Origin of the sequence: Bradyrhizobium sp. TM233, assembly GCF_036247965.1 — a bacterium.
Lineage (GTDB): Bacteria > Pseudomonadota > Alphaproteobacteria > Rhizobiales > Xanthobacteraceae > Bradyrhizobium > Bradyrhizobium ottawaense.
This window is the reverse complement of sequence record NZ_BTIG01000001.1, coordinates 83,655-97,458: the sequence shown is the minus strand read 5'-3', so window position 1 is coordinate 97,458 and position 13,804 is coordinate 83,655. Positions and strand designations below refer to the sequence as shown.

Here is a 13,804-nt window from a genome sequence, read left to right as displayed (position 1 = left end):
TATTCCCTTAGTTCAGCGCGTCGTTAAGCGCCGCATTGAGTGCCGCAAGACCCTTCTTGAGCCCGCCCTTGAGGTGCACGCGCAGCGCACGCCGGCCGCGTTCGGTGAGCACGTCGAAATCGCCGCGTGCCTGCGCCGCCTTGATCACGCCAAAGCTGGCCTTCTGGCCCGGCACCGCCAGGTCCTTGGCATCATCAGCGGTGATCTGGAGGAACACGCCGCTGTCGGGTCCGCCCTTGTAGGCCTGCCCTGTGGAGTGCAGGAAGCGCGGTCCGAACTCGGCACAGGTCGCGACCTGCCGCTTCTCGCGCACCTCTACCCGCATGGCCTGGAGCGCGTCGATGGTCACCTTGTCCCGCGCGATATAGCCGAGCAGGGCGACGTAGTCGCCGTGGTTGGAGCGCGAAAGATGCGCCTTGAGCCACGAGGTGAGGTCGCCGTTGGCGCCGGCGGCGCGCAGCGCAGTCGCGTTGGCTTCGTCGGTGTAGAGATCGGCCTCATCGGTGCTGACCACCGGCTGCTCTTCCGGCAACGTGCCGGTCTTCTCGAACGATGCCGTGAGCTCGCGAGTCTTGATCTTGGCCGCTTCCACGTCCGGCTGGTCGAACGGGTTGATGCCGAGGATCGAGCCGGCCACGGCGGTTGCCATCTCGAAGCGGAAGAACTCCTGGCCGAGATGGTCGATCGACTTCATGACGATGCGCACGAGGGGGTGGCCGGCCGCTTCGATCGCGGCGAGCTGCGAGTCATGGGCGGCGTCCGCCTCGCCTTCGATGCGAATGTCGACGAAGAAGCGGTCGTTGCCGTAAGAAGAGGGGTAGCCCAGCGGCTCGCCCTCGATCGGGATCAGGCCCTTGCCCTCTTTGCCGGTCGATTCCGCGATGAGCTGTTCGGCCCAGGCGCCGAAATCGGCGATCTTCTCCGACGCCAGGATCGTCACCTTGTCGCGGCCTTCGAGCCCCGCGAGCCCCATGGCGAGGCCGAGCTGCACGCCCGGGTTTTCGCTCGGCGGCACGTCCGGCCCGCAGGATCGGGCCATCGCCATCGCATGCTTGACGAAGGTCTTGACGTCGATGCCGGCGGTTGCCGCCGGCACGAGGCCGAACGGCGACAGCACCGAATAGCGTCCGCCGATCGACGGCTCGCCATGGAAGATGCGGGCGTAATTCAGCTTCTTGGCCGCCTTCTCCAGCGACGAGCCGGGATCGGTCACCGCGATGAAGCGGTGGCCGGTCTTCACCTTGGGCCCGACTGCCTTGGCAACCTGCTGATGGAAATAGTCCTTCATCGCGTTCGGCTCGGTGGTGCCGCCGGACTTGCTGGAAACGATGAACACGGTGTTGGCGATGTCGATCCGGGCCTCCATCGCCCGCACCTGCGCCGGATCGGTGGAGTCGAGCACATGCAGCTTCGGGAAGCCGGGCCTTTTCCCAAAAGTCTCGGCCAGCACCTCCGGGCCGAGGCTCGATCCGCCCATGCCGAGCACGACGGCGTCGGAGAATTTCTGGCCCTTCACGCGGCCGGCATGGTCCTCGTAATCGGCGACGTCGGCCCTGGCGGCGCTGTCGAGCCAGCCGAGCCATTTGTCCTCGTCCGAGCCGGTCCAGACCGACTTGTCACGCTGCCACAGCCTGCGGATCTTGGCCGATGCACGCCATTCCTCCGTGCTCTTGGCCACGGCCTTGCCGAGCCCGTCGCCGAGCGAGAGAAGCTGGCGGTCCAGCGCGGGCCCAAGCACGGTGGCGCGCTTGTGGGCGACGGCGCCGTAGAGCTTGTCGGCGGCGTCTGCGAACAGCTTGACGCCGTCCTTGACCAGCTCCTCGGTGATGGCATCGAGCGAGACGCCGGAGCGCTCCAGCTCTTCCAGCACGCGGTAGGCGTCCTCGACGTTCTCTTCCAGGCTGTCGCGCGGCTTGCCGTGGTCACGGAACGCATCCAGCGTTGCCGGCGGCACGGTGTTGATGGTGTCGGGACCGATCAGCTCCTCGACATAGAGGACGTCGCTGTAATCCTTGTTCTTGGTCCCGGTCGAGGCCCACAGCATGCGCTGCGGCTTGGCACCCTTGGCGGCGAGCTTGTCCCAGCGCGGGCCCGAGAACAGGCGCTTGTAGTCCTGGTAGGCGACCTTGGCGTTGGCGATCGCGACCTTGCCCTTGAGCGCGGCGAGCCGCTCCTTCTCGGACGGGTCGTTGGCGCGGGCGATCTTGTCGTCGAGCTGCTTGTCGACCACGGAGTCGATGCGGCTGACGAAGAAGCTCGCCACGCTCGCGACATGCGAGGGGTCGCCGCCGCCTGCGACGTATGTTTCGAGGCCGGCGATGTAGGCTTCGGCGACCTCCAGGTAGACTGCCTTGGAGAACAGCAGCGTGATGTTGATGCTGATGCCGTCGCCGATCAGCTGCTCGATCGCCGGCAGGCCCTCGGGCGTCGCCGGCACCTTCACCATCAGGTTCTTGCGGCCAACGTCCTTCCAGAGCCGCCGCGCTTCGGCCACCGTGCCTGACGTGTCCATGGCGAGATAGGGCGAGACCTCCAGGCTGACATAGCCGTCGCCGCCATTGAGGCGGTCATAGACCGGGCGCAGCACGTCGGCCGCATTCTGGATGTCCTCGACCGCGACGGCCTCGAACAAATCGGCCACGGTCCGGTCGGCGCGCTTCAGCGCCTTGCCGATCGGGGCGTCATATTCGTCCGAGCTGCCGATCGCCTTCTCGAAGATCGAGGGGTTGGAGGTGACGCCCTTGACGCCGTCGGTCTCGATCAGCCGCTTCAGGTCGCCCTTGGCGATGAAGCCGCGGGCCAGGAAGTCCAGCCAGACGGCTTGTCCGTGCTTTTCCAGTTCTTTGACGGGATTCATGATGCTTATTTATCTCCAAGCCTGCGGGCGAGGGGTTTCCGCGCCGGTCCTGACGCGCTATCCTCTAGCCTACATGCTCCCGGGAGGGAACCAATCAAGGGCACAGGCGTCATACCCTCCAGTGTAACTCCGTCGCGATCATGGCGATCCGGGCGGCAGCAGCGGTTGTTGCGTAAAAAGTCGTTGGCCGAAGGTTCGGCCGGGTCTCGTTGCGCAACATTGGCCGCTTCGTCGTCAGCCATTGGCTGCGTGGAGTGCCATCAGCGGATTCCGATCCGTCTGGTGCATCGTGGCTCGGCCGCGAATGGCCATGCTGGGGAAATGCATGCACGCCCATCCTGAAGGTCTGGCGTTCGCTGTCGCCGACAGCCAGCAGTCGGCTGCGACCGTCGACGCTTCCCACGATCTCGAAATCAGTCGATGCGCGACGCAGTTGCGGCTGCTGGTCGCGGCGGGCTTTGCGATGACCCTGCTCAGCGCGAGCCTCGCCTTCGACTGGTGGGACGGTTTGGGCGACTACGACACGACGCTCGGCTATGCCGGCGTCGCACTGTTCGGCCTGGTGACCTGCCGGCTGATCTGGATGCTGCCCGCCGAACGGGGAGCGGTGGTGGTCGTCACCCCCTACGGCATCCGCGATCTCCGCATCGGCAATGAATTTCTGCCGTGGGATTCGATTGCGGAGATTTCGGCTGAGAAAAGCCGCGGCCACAAGATGATCGTGCTGACGCCGACGCCGGCCTTGCAGCAGCAGCTCTGCGGCATCCGCGATCTGGCCCGTTGCGCGCGAAACGATCGCATCGTCATCCTGTCGGAGGGCCTGGCCACCGATTTTGATACATTGCTGCGTGCTTGCCGCGACTGCCACGCTGCCAGCACTCCGCGCGCCGCATTGCAGCAGGAAGATGAACGCGGCAACCCAGGCGGCGCTCAAGGCTTCGCCGTACAAGCGTCATAAGATCGCCGCTCGCCGATCGCTATGCTGCAGCGCCGGATGGTCTCATCCCCGGTAACGCCCGGATGTTGCGACCAAGTGACATTTTCTGGAAATGAGCCAATATAGACAGAGATTCGCACAAATTACGGGCAGGTGCCTGTTCGTAACTCAACGAGTGCCTACGTTGTGCGTTGCGTCGTGTCGGCACCCGGGTGTCCAATGATCGTCATGTGCTCACGCTGATTCGAAATGGCCTGAGGAACGGTCCGGTAACTGCTTTCGTTTCAGCTTGTAGCGGAACTCACGCGGAGAGGGATCATGTACAACGATTCTTTATTCAACGCTTTCGCTCGGTCGTTCGAGGCGAGAAGCCAGCACGACATGTCGATGGCGGAATATCTGGAATCGTGTCGAAGCGATCCCATGAAATACGCGAACGCGGCCGAACGACTACTAGCAGCGATCGGTGACCCCCAGACGATTGACACGGCCAAGGATACCCGCCTTGGCCGTATTTTTTTGAACCGTACGATCCGTACCTATCCGGCCTTCGCCGGGTTCTACGGCATGGAAGAAACCATCGAGCGCATCGTTGGTTTCTTCCGCCATGCGGCGCAAGGTCTCGAAGAGCGCAAGCAGATCCTCTATCTGCTCGGCCCGGTCGGCGGTGGCAAATCCTCGCTCGCCGAGCGGCTGAAGTCGCTGATGGAAGTGCATCCGATCTACGTGCTCAAGGCCGGAGATGAACTCTCGCCCGTGTTCGAGAGCCCGCTCAGCCTGTTCGATCCCGATCATCTCGGGCCGATGCTGGAAGAGAAGTACGGCATTCCGCGCCGTCGTCTCACCGGCCTGATGAGCCCGTGGTGCTACAAGCGGCTGGAAGCCTTCGGCGGCGATATCTCCCAGTTTCGTGTCGCAAAAATCCAGCCGTCGCGGCTGCGCCAGATTGCGATCTCCAAGACCGAGCCCGGTGACGAGAACAACCAGGACATCTCCTCGCTGGTCGGCAAGGTCGATATCCGCAAGCTCGAGACCTACGCGCAGAACGACCCCGACGCCTACAGCTATTCCGGCGGCCTCAACCGCGCCAACCAGGGCGTGCTCGAGTTCGTCGAGATGTTCAAGGCGCCGATCAAGATGCTGCACCCGCTGCTGACCGCGACGCAGGAAGGCAACTATATCGGCACCGAAAACATCGGCGCGATCCCGTTCACCGGTGTCATCCTCGCGCACTCCAACGAGGCTGAGTGGTCGAGCTTCAAGGCCAACAAGAACAACGAGGCCTTCATCGACCGCATCTGCGTGATCAAGGTGCCCTATTGCCTGCGGATCACGGAGGAGCAGAAGATCTACGAGAAACTGATTCAGGGATCCGAACTCGCGGCGGCGCCTTGCGCGCCTTCGACGCTGGAGACGCTGGCGCGGTTCTCGGTGATGTCTCGCCTGCGCAAGCACGAGAATTCCACGGTGTTCGCCAAGATGCGGGTCTACGACGGCGAAAGCCTCAAGGAATCCGATCCGAAGGCGCGCAGCGTCCAGGAATACCGCGATGCCGCCGGTGTCGACGAGGGCATGGACGGCGTCTCCACCCGCTTTGCCTTCAAGATCCTGGCCGCGACCTTCAACCACGATCCGCAGGAAGTCGCCGCCGACGCCGTCCATCTGATGTACGCGCTGGAGCAGTCGATCAAGCGCGAGCAGCTGCCCGAGGAAGTCGAGAAGCGCTACCTCGAATTCATCAAGGCGGATCTGGCGCCGCGCTACGCCGAGTTCATCGGCAACGAGATCCAGAAGGCTTATCTGGAATCCTACTCGGATTACGGCCAGAATCTGTTCGACCGCTACGTCGATTATGCCGATGCCTGGATCGAGGACCAGGACTTCAAGGATCCCGACACCGGCCAGCTGCTCGATCGCGAGCTTTTGAACCAGGAGCTGACGAAAATCGAGAAGCCGGCGGGCATCGCCAACCCCAAGGACTTCCGCAACGAGGTCGTCAAATTCTCGTTACGGTCGCGGGCCCAGAACGGTGGCAAAAATCCGACCTGGACCTCCTACGAGAAGATTCGCGACGTGATCGAAAAGAGGATATTCTCGCAAGTCGAGGACCTGCTTCCGGTCATTTCTTTCGGATCGAAGAAGGACGGCGAGACGGAGAAGAAGCACGGCGAGTTCGTCTCACGCATGGTGGAGCGTGGCTACACCGAGCGTCAGGTTCGCCGGCTCGTCGAATGGTACATGCGTGTGAAGCAGGCCGGTTGAGGCGGATGGTAAAGTGCCCATTCACATTATTGACAGGCGCCTGAATCCAGGCGGCAAGAGTCTTGAGAACCGCCAGCGGTTCTTGCGTCGGGCCAAATCCCTGGTGCAGGGCGCCGTCAAGAAGACCTCGCAGGAACGCGACATCAAGGACGTCCTGGAGGGGGGTGAGGTCACGATCCCGCTCGACGGCATGCACGAGCCGCGCTTCCGCCGCGAAGGCGGAACGCGCGACATGGTGCTGCCCGGGAACAAGAAGTTCATCGAGGGCGACTATCTGCAGCGCTCCGGCCAGGGCAGCGCCAAGAATTCCGGTCCGGGCGAAGGCGACAGCGAGGACGCCTTCCGCTTCGTGCTCTCCCGAGACGAGTTCGTCGATCTCTTCCTCGACGATCTCGAGCTGCCGGATCTTGCCAAGCGCAAGATCGCGCAGACCGAGAGCGAGGGCATTCAGCGCGCCGGCTACACCACGTCGGGCTCGCCCGCCAACATCTCGGTGAGCCGGACGGTGAAGCTGGCGCTCGCCCGCCGCATCGCGCTCAAGCGTCCCCGCAAGGAGGAGATCGAGGAGCTGGAAGCCGCGATCGCCGCCTGCACCGACGAGGACGAGCGTGAGGTGCTTCTCGCCCAGCTCGAAAAGCTGAAGGCGAAGTCCAAGCGGATTCCCTTCATCGATCCGCTCGACATCCGCTACCGCCGCTTCGAGACGGTGCCGAAGCCGGTGGCGCAGGCGGTGATGTTCTGCCTGATGGACGTGTCGGGCTCGATGTCCGAGCACATGAAGGATCTCGCCAAGCGCTTCTACATGCTGCTCTACGTGTTCCTGAAGCGCCGCTACAAGCACGTCGAGATCGTCTTCATCCGCCACACCGACCGCGCCGAGGAGGTGGACGAGCAGACCTTCTTCTACGGCCCGGCCTCGGGCGGCACGCTGGTCTCGAGCGCGCTGCAGGCGATGCACGAGATCGTGCGTGAGCGCTTCAATCCGTCGGACTGGAATATCTATGCCGCGCAGGCTTCCGACGGTGACAATTCCTATTCCGACGGCGAGCTCACCGGCCTCCTGCTGACCGACAAGATCCTGCCGGTCTGCCAGTTCTTTGCCTATCTTGAGGTCGGTGAATCAGGCGGCAGCGCCTTCGATCTCTCCGACTCCTCGCTCTGGACCCTTTACGAGCGCCTGCGCAACAGCGGCGCGCCGCTCTCGATGCGCAAGGTCTCGGAGCGCAGCGAGATCTTTCCGGTGTTCCACGATCTGTTCCAGCGCCGCGAAACTGCCCAGGAGAAAGCCGCTCCATGACGGAACGATTGTTCGAAGGCGCGGATTGGGATTTCCACACCTTGCAGCGCATCACCGATGCCTGCGAGATGGTGGCGACGAAAGATCTCGGGCTCGACGTCTATCCGAACCAGATCGAGGTCATCACCGCCGAGCAGATGCTGGATGCCTACTCCTCCGTCGGCATGCCGCTGTTCTACAAGCACTGGTCGTTCGGCAAGCAGTTCGCGTTTCACGAGGCGTCCTATCGCAAGGGCCTGATGGGGCTCGCCTATGAGATCGTGATCAACTCCTCGCCGTGCATCTCCTATCTGATGGAGGAGAACACGGCGACGATGCAGACGCTGGTGATCGCGCACGCCGCTTTCGGCCATAATCACTTCTTCAAGAACAACTATCTGTTCAAGCAGTGGACCGACGCCGACGGCATCCTGGATTATCTCGACTTCGCCAAGACGTATGTCATGCAATGCGAGGAGCGCTACGGCCGCGTCGAGGTCGAGCGCACGCTCGATGCCGCGCATGCGCTGATGTCGCACGGCATCGACCGCTATCCCGGCAAGAAGAAGCTGGACCTGCGCGCCGAAGAGAAGCGGGCAGGGCGGCGTCGCCAGCACGAGGAGGAGGTCTTCAACGACCTCTGGCGCACCGTTCCCAAGGGCGCGGCCAAGAGCCGGTCCGCGCTCAGCATCGAGCGCCGCCGCAAGCTGCTCGGCCTGCCGCAGGAAAATCTGCTCTACTTCCTGGAGAAGAGTGCGCCGCGGCTGGCGCCGTGGCAACGCGAGCTGCTGCGCATCGTCCGCCACATCGCGCAGTATTTCTACCCGCAGAGCCAGACCAAGGTGATGAACGAGGGGACGGCCACCTACGTCCACTATCGCATCATGACCAAGCTGCACGAGCAGGGCCGCATCACCGACGGCAATTTCCTGGAATTCCTGGGATCCCACACCAACGTGGTGTTCCAGCCCGAATTCGACGACCCGCGCTTCTCCGGATTCAACCCCTATGCGCTCGGCTTTGCCGTGATGCAGGACATCGAGCGCATCGTCACCAAACCGGAGGACGAGGACCGCGAATGGTTCCCCGACATCGCCGGCAAGGGCGATGTGATGGGCGTGCTGCGCGACGTCTGGGCCAACTACCGCGATGAAAGCTTCATCGCGCAGTTCCTGAGCCCGAAGCTGATGCGGCACTTCCGCATGTTCCATCTGCACGACGATCCCGAGGAGCGCGCCGGCATCCGGGTCGATGCCATCCACGACGAGCGCGGCTTCCGCCGCGTGCGGCGCGAGCTGGCGCGGCAGCACGATGTCGGTTACATCGATGCCAATATCGAGGTGGTCGACGTCGATCTCTCCGGCGACCGCCGCCTGATCCTGCACCATCACGTCATCAAGGGCTCGCAGCTCAACGAGACCGATGCGAAGCGGGTGCTGCAGCACCTGGCCGATCTCTGGACCTACGACGTCGCGCTGATCGAGGTCGATGCAAACGACAAGGTCATGCGCGAATACGTCGTCAGCCCGCGCCCGATCCCGGCGGCGGTGGCTTGAGGCAGTCCGGCTCTGCTTGACGCCTGATGAGTGAGACTCGACGAGCGCTCCAACAGAGGTGCGCTCCCTCCCTCGCTTGCGGGGGAGGGTTGGGGAGAGGGTCTCTCCTCAGTGGGACTCCCCAGAGGAGAGAGCCCCCACCCGGCGCTTCGCGCCGACCTCCCCCGCAAGCGGGAGAGGTTGCAGCGAGTTCGCGGCTGCTTGGGCGATCAAAATGAATTCATGGTGTTTCAGCCCGATCGCTTCTTCGCCGCCTTTTTCTTCTTGCTTGCATTCAGCTCCACCGCCGCGCGGATCAGCGCCTTCAACGCCTTTTCGTTGATCTTGTCGCCTTCGCGAATGTCGATCGCGCGCCGGACATTGCCGTCGAGGCTGGAATTGAACAGGCCGGCCGGGTCGTCCAGCGCCGCACCCCTGGCAAAGGTCATCTTCACCACTTCCTTGTAGGTCTCGCCGGTGCAGATGATGCCGTCGTGCTCCCACACGGGAACGCCGCGCCATTTCCACTCTTCGACGACCTCGGGATCGGCCTGCTTGATCAGGCCGCGGACCCGCGCCAGCATTTCGCCGCGCCAGTCGCCGAGCTCCTTGATCCTGCCGTCGATCAGCTTGGCGGGCGGGGCTCCGTCCGCCACCTTCTCCGCGTTCTTCTTCGTCACCGCCTTCTTCATGACCTCGCCTCACCATGCGCGCCGCGCCGGCCGAGATAAGGCAGCGCGAACAGATAGAGCCCGGTCGCCAGCAGCGGGATCAGCGGGACGAGCGCCAGGAAGCCGATCCAGACGGCCTGGAGCTGCATGGTCATGGCGACGATGTTGGCGATGACGGCGAGCGTGAAAGCCACCGACAGCCAACGATGGATCTGACGAATCCACATGTCTGTGCTCAACGGGATCTCCTTCTAGAAATGATTGGAATGGATATGGCCGGCCGGAGCTATTCCCCCCGCGCCAGCACCTCGTCCAGCTTGGCAAGGAACTGCTTCCAGCCGGCATGCGCGCCGCCGTAGGCCTGCTTCTGCGTCGGGCTGAAGCCCGCCTGCTCGACGCGCAGATGCGTGCCCGCGCCGGTCGGCGTCAGCGTGAAGGTGACGACGCTCTTGAGGTCGAACGCGGCGTCCTCATGCGAGAAATTCCAGGTGTAGGCGAGCGTCTTCTGGGGCTCGATCGTGAGCACCTCGCAATCCAGCACGCCGCCCCATTCACCGCGGAGATTGAAGCGGTGACCGACCGATGGCTTGAAGTCATTCTTCATCAGCCATTCCTCGATCAGATGCGGCTGCGTCAGTGCGCGCCAGAGCCGTTCGGCCGTAAAGGCAAATTCGCGCTCGACGACGACGGAGCGGGTCTGGCTTGTGGCGTCAGTCATTGGTCCATCCTCTTCAGGAGATCGTCGAGTGCGTCGAGCCGCCTCTGCCAGAATCCGGTCATCTGGCTGGTCCAGTCGAGCAGCGGATCGAGTGCGCCGGGCTGCGCGCTGTAATGGGTCTGCCGTCCCTCATGGCGGTCGCGCACCAGGCCGGCCAGCTTCAACGCGCCGAGATGTTTCGAGACCGCCGGCTGGGAGACGCCGGATTTCACGGTCAGGGCCCCGACCGTCTGCTCCCCCTCGCGGCACAGCCGCTCGAAGATCGCCCGCCTTGTGGGGTCGGCGAGCGTCCTGAACAGGAGATCGGGGGCGAGGGACATGGAAATCCATAACCAGGAAGTTATGGGTTAACTCATAACCGGGAAGTTATGGATAAGTCAAGCATGATGGCGGCGGCGGGAGCTTTGAAGCGGTAGGCACCCGCGGGCGCGACTTACCTCTCCCGCTTGCGGGAGAGGTCGACGCGAAGCGTCGGGTGAGGGTTCTCTCCTCTGGGGGTCTTCATTGCGGAGGCACCCTCTCCCCAACCCCTCCCCGCAAACGGGGGAGGGGCGCACCTTTCTCGTGGCAACCGCAATGCCCTACGGGCGCAAGTACAAATACCCCTGCGACTGCAGCTCGGCCAACCTGACCACGCCACCTTTCTCCGCACTGACGAAGCCCGGCAACAGCTCGGTGAGCGACACGTTCTGCGCCTTCATCGTGTTGCCGCAGGCGGCGAGCTCGACGCCGTCCTTGGAGAATTCGCCGACGCGCTTGCTGATGTCGGGGTTGGCCTGCGCCGAGTGGAATGCCTTCAGCGCCGGCCCGTGGATCACCAGCGCGATCGTGACGTGATCAGGACCGCCGACGCCTTCGATGTGGTTCTGGATGTTGCCGAGCACGAAGTTGACCTTCTCGGCATCGCTGAGATGGTAGACCACTTTCAGCTTGTTGCCCGTGCCCGCTTCCGTCCCGGCTTTCGCGCTGGAGGCACCGAATGCCGCGCCCAGGGCCGAGATTGAGCTCCACAAGATGTTCCGGCGGTTCATGGCGATCTCCCTCGACTGACTTTGCCGGAGGCATATCATCATTTGTGGCGCAGCGCGGCGAGTTCCTTGCGGTCGGTCACCAGCGAAGCGCACTCGCTATTGTCGGTGCGGTCCAGGCGGAAAATCCTGTCGTCGGCACCGCCGACCAGCGACTGCTCGGCCTCCTCATCCGGCTTGTTGTTCTGCCAGACGCGGACCCGTTCGAGCCGCACGATCGTCGATTTGTCGTCTTTGGACAGCGCAACGCCGATGCCACCGCCCTCGCAATCGACACCGCAACCGAGGCGAACCTCGTTGCCGTCCTTGGTGAATACGGCGTGGTTACAAGAACCGCTGGAGTCGAAATCGCCGGAGCGATGGCGATACCTGAAGCCGAGGCGGAAGGAGTTGTGGAGCTCCTTGTCTTCCTTGTCCAATTCGGCCGAGATCAGCAGCTTCATCGAAGCGACCTTCTGCTTCGGATGCCGCGCCAGATGCTCCGCATCGTAGCGGCGGACGAAACAGGCGTAGGCCTTGTTGCCGGGAGGCCCCGCATACATGCGCGTGTTGAAGGTCTCGGCCTCGGCCTTGCTGGCCTCGCGGATGTCGTCTGCCTCCTCCGCGTGGGCCGCGCTGATGAGTGCGGCAACGGCGAGGGCAGCCAGGAGAGAAAGCTTCATGATGCCTCGAGCGCAGTAGTTGAGCTGTAGGCTGTAGACGCGGCCCAAGTGCGACGCGTTCAATCTTCGCAAGTCGCACATGATCATCGCAGCGCGGAGCGGGATGGATAGTTCCAGGCAGTGCGTTAGTCACCGGCAGGGCGAGGAAGGTTCAATCGACGTGACGCCTTCGACCTCCGGAACTCGATGCTCGCGAGTCCTTCGACATTGCCCCATTTCATCAATGTGATAGCCTTCACAGACGATCGCCTTGAGCGGTCGTAAGCTGGGGTGCCTTTGTAGGTTTGTGGAGTCCCCCGCAATGGGCGAAATTCGCAACTTCAGACCCGGAAGTCAGGATGAGCCGCCTCCACACGGCCCAATGCCTCGTCGTCTCGCAGCCATCATCGTCGGTGACATCGCTTCCTACAGCCGCATGATGCAGGCCGACGAGGAGGGCACGCATGTCCGCGTCAAGCGGATCGAGCGTGATCTCATCCAGCCCAGCATCGTCGAACATCATGGGGCGCTGGTGAAGACAACGGGCGATGGCTTCATCGCGATCTTCGACAGTCCTGTCGAGGCCGTTCGCTGCAGCATTGTCATCCAGCAGAACCTCATCGGCCGCAATGCCTCGCTTCCGAAGCATTCCCGGCTCGAATACCGGATCGGCGTCAATCTCGGTGACGTGATCGTGGAGCCGGACGATGTCTACGGCGACGGAGTCAACATCGCCACACGTATCGAGGGTATCGCCGAGCCCGGTCAGGTCTATATCTCAGGCGCGATCTACGAGCAGATCAAGCACAAGGTGGTGTGCGGCTACGAGTCGCTCGGGGATCGCAAGGTCAAGAACATCACGGATCCGGTGCGCGTCTATCGCGTGCTACCGGACGCAGATGCCGTCGGAAGTACGCGAGGACGGCGCGAGAATACTCTGATCTTCCTCCTTGGCATCACGCTGCTGGTGATTGCGACCGGCGTGCTGTGGTATCTGCTGGCGCAGCCGCAGGGTAGAGTGGGCGAGCAGGCCGCTGCGCCGGCTGCGTCCCCGAGCCCACAGGCCCCGCCGCGCGAAGCGGCGACGCAAACGCCGCAACCATCTCCGTCATTGGCATCGTCGCCGGCACCGGCGCCCAGCCCGTCGGCCGCGCCGCCCAGCCTGTCGGTCGCACCGCCCAGCCCATCGGCCCCGCCGCTCCGCGAACCAGAGATGATCGCCATTCGCGGTGGCAGTTTTGCGATGGGGAGCAATGACGATCCGACCGAACGTCCTGTCCACCAGGTCACCGTCAAACCGTTCTCGATCGGCAAATATCCGGTGACCGTGCAGGAATGGAACGAATGCGCGGCCGCAAAGGCGTGCAGCTTCACCGCTACCGGCAAAGACGATGCGCCGATCAGCAATGTGAGCTGGACCGACGCGCAGCAATATGCGGGGTATCTCGCGCAGGCGACGAAGAAGCCCTACCGGCTTCCGAGCGAAGCCGAATGGGAATACGCGGCGCGCGGCGGCACGCAGAGCAAATATTGGTGGGGCGACAAGCTCCAGCCAGGCATGGCCGGATGCAAGGATTGCGGTGACCTTGCGGCCGAGCAGCCCGCGAAGGTCGGCAGCTTCAAGCCGAATCCGTTCGGCCTCCACGACATGGGTGGCGGTATCGATCAGTGGGTCGAGGACTGCTGGCACAAGACCTATCAGGGCGCGCCCACTGACGGCTCGGCATGGAGTGGCGGGGACTGCAGCTCGCACGTTCTGCGCTCGGGCTCGTGGAAGAACGATGCGAGATATGTGAGGCCATCCAATCGCGATGGCTACGATACCAATGTTCGATATCCGACGCATGGATTCCGCGTCGCGCTCGGTCCTTAAGCCCAG

12 protein-coding genes are annotated in these 13,804 nt (G+C 63.3%); 5 read left to right on the top strand and 7 right to left on the bottom strand.

The features are described 5' to 3' along the window. Positions 1-7 precede the first annotated feature (7 nt). A complete protein-coding gene (locus AABA86_RS00460) occupies positions 8-2,857 on the bottom strand; it encodes a bifunctional transaldolase/phosoglucose isomerase (protein WP_338305376.1) in 2,850 nt (949 codons plus the stop codon). A 304-nt stretch (positions 2,858-3,161) separates the two neighbouring features. Between AABA86_RS00460 and AABA86_RS00455 the strand changes: the two genes are divergently transcribed. The 4 genes from AABA86_RS00455 (at position 3,162) to AABA86_RS00440 (ending at position 8,888) form a co-directional block, all read left to right on the top strand. Then, positions 3,162-3,815 (top strand): STM3941 family protein, encoded by a 654-nt coding sequence (locus tag AABA86_RS00455; RefSeq protein ID WP_212248212.1) that lies wholly within the window; start codon positions 3,162-3,164, stop codon positions 3,813-3,815. Between the two features lie 297 nt (positions 3,816-4,112). After that, a complete protein-coding gene (locus tag AABA86_RS00450) occupies positions 4,113-6,056 on the top strand; it encodes a PrkA family serine protein kinase (RefSeq protein ID WP_212248210.1) in 1,944 nt (647 codons plus the stop codon). 19 nt (positions 6,057-6,075) lie between these two features. Further along, positions 6,076-7,353 carry a YeaH/YhbH family protein gene (locus tag AABA86_RS00445; protein WP_212248449.1) on the top strand — a complete coding sequence of 426 codons (1,278 nt, stop codon included), beginning with the start codon at positions 6,076-6,078 and terminating at the stop codon, positions 7,351-7,353. Then, positions 7,350-8,888 (top strand): SpoVR family protein, encoded by a 1,539-nt coding sequence (locus AABA86_RS00440; protein WP_212248208.1) that lies wholly within the window; start codon positions 7,350-7,352, stop codon positions 8,886-8,888. The genes AABA86_RS00445 and AABA86_RS00440 overlap by 4 nt, the downstream gene beginning before the upstream one ends. Before the next feature lie 230 nt (positions 8,889-9,118). Here the strand turns inward: AABA86_RS00440 and AABA86_RS00435 are convergent, their stop codons facing one another. The 6 genes from AABA86_RS00435 to AABA86_RS00410 all read right to left on the bottom strand — a co-directional run bounded on the left by AABA86_RS00435 (position 9,119) and on the right by AABA86_RS00410 (position 11,946). Continuing rightward, the gene (locus tag AABA86_RS00435) at positions 9,119-9,559 is read right to left on the bottom strand and encodes a DUF1801 domain-containing protein (protein ID WP_212248206.1); all 441 of its coding nucleotides are present in this window, start codon (positions 9,557-9,559) and stop codon (positions 9,119-9,121) included. Then, the gene (locus AABA86_RS00430) at positions 9,556-9,765 is read right to left on the bottom strand and encodes a hypothetical protein (RefSeq protein WP_433960973.1); all 210 of its coding nucleotides are present in this window, start codon (positions 9,763-9,765) and stop codon (positions 9,556-9,558) included. The genes AABA86_RS00435 and AABA86_RS00430 overlap by 4 nt, the downstream gene beginning before the upstream one ends. 59 nt (positions 9,766-9,824) lie before the next feature. Continuing rightward, positions 9,825-10,256: an SRPBCC family protein gene (locus AABA86_RS00425; RefSeq protein ID WP_212248202.1), complete on the bottom strand. Its 432-nt coding sequence runs from the start codon at positions 10,254-10,256 to the stop codon at positions 9,825-9,827. Next, entirely contained in the window at positions 10,253-10,576 is a 324-nt protein-coding gene (locus AABA86_RS00420; protein ID WP_212248200.1) for an ArsR/SmtB family transcription factor, read from the bottom strand. Before AABA86_RS00420 ends, AABA86_RS00425 begins: the two co-directional genes overlap by 4 nt. Before the next feature lie 261 nt (positions 10,577-10,837). Then, on the bottom strand, positions 10,838-11,287 hold the full coding sequence (locus AABA86_RS00415) for a DsrE family protein (RefSeq protein WP_338305375.1): 450 nt from the start codon (positions 11,285-11,287) through the stop codon (positions 10,838-10,840). Positions 11,288-11,325: 38 nt separating this feature from the next. Further along, entirely contained in the window at positions 11,326-11,946 is a 621-nt protein-coding gene (locus AABA86_RS00410) for a hypothetical protein (RefSeq protein WP_212248198.1), read from the bottom strand. 301 nt (positions 11,947-12,247) lie between these two features. Here AABA86_RS00410 and AABA86_RS00405 point away from each other — a divergent pair, with 301 nt between their 5' ends. After that, the gene (locus tag AABA86_RS00405; RefSeq protein ID WP_212248448.1) at positions 12,248-13,798 is read left to right on the top strand and encodes an SUMF1/EgtB/PvdO family nonheme iron enzyme; all 1,551 of its coding nucleotides are present in this window, start codon (positions 12,248-12,250) and stop codon (positions 13,796-13,798) included. The last annotated feature ends 6 nt before the right edge of the window (positions 13,799-13,804 follow it).

Excerpts from the sequence above, each read along its gene's own strand:
- AABA86_RS00460 (WP_338305376.1), bottom strand. The coding sequence starts at position 2,857 with ATGAATCCCGTCAAAGAACTGGAAAAGCACGGACAAGCCGTCTGGCTG.
- AABA86_RS00455 (WP_212248212.1), top strand. The coding sequence starts at position 3,162 with ATGGCCATGCTGGGGAAATGCATGCACGCCCATCCTGAAGGTCTGGCG.
- AABA86_RS00450 (WP_212248210.1), top strand. The coding sequence starts at position 4,113 with ATGTACAACGATTCTTTATTCAACGCTTTCGCTCGGTCGTTCGAGGCG.
- AABA86_RS00440 (WP_212248208.1), top strand. The coding sequence starts at position 7,350 with ATGACGGAACGATTGTTCGAAGGCGCGGATTGGGATTTCCACACCTTG.
- AABA86_RS00435 (WP_212248206.1), bottom strand. The coding sequence starts at position 9,559 with ATGAAGAAGGCGGTGACGAAGAAGAACGCGGAGAAGGTGGCGGACGGA.
- AABA86_RS00430 (WP_433960973.1), bottom strand. The coding sequence starts at position 9,765 with ATGTGGATTCGTCAGATCCATCGTTGGCTGTCGGTGGCTTTCACGCTC.
- AABA86_RS00425 (WP_212248202.1), bottom strand. The coding sequence starts at position 10,256 with ATGACTGACGCCACAAGCCAGACCCGCTCCGTCGTCGTCGAGCGCGAA.
- AABA86_RS00420 (WP_212248200.1), bottom strand. The coding sequence starts at position 10,576 with ATGTCCCTCGCCCCCGATCTCCTGTTCAGGACGCTCGCCGACCCCACA.
- AABA86_RS00415 (WP_338305375.1), bottom strand. The coding sequence starts at position 11,287 with ATGAACCGCCGGAACATCTTGTGGAGCTCAATCTCGGCCCTGGGCGCG.
- AABA86_RS00410 (WP_212248198.1), bottom strand. The coding sequence starts at position 11,946 with ATGAAGCTTTCTCTCCTGGCTGCCCTCGCCGTTGCCGCACTCATCAGC.
- AABA86_RS00405 (WP_212248448.1), top strand. The coding sequence starts at position 12,248 with ATGGGCGAAATTCGCAACTTCAGACCCGGAAGTCAGGATGAGCCGCCT.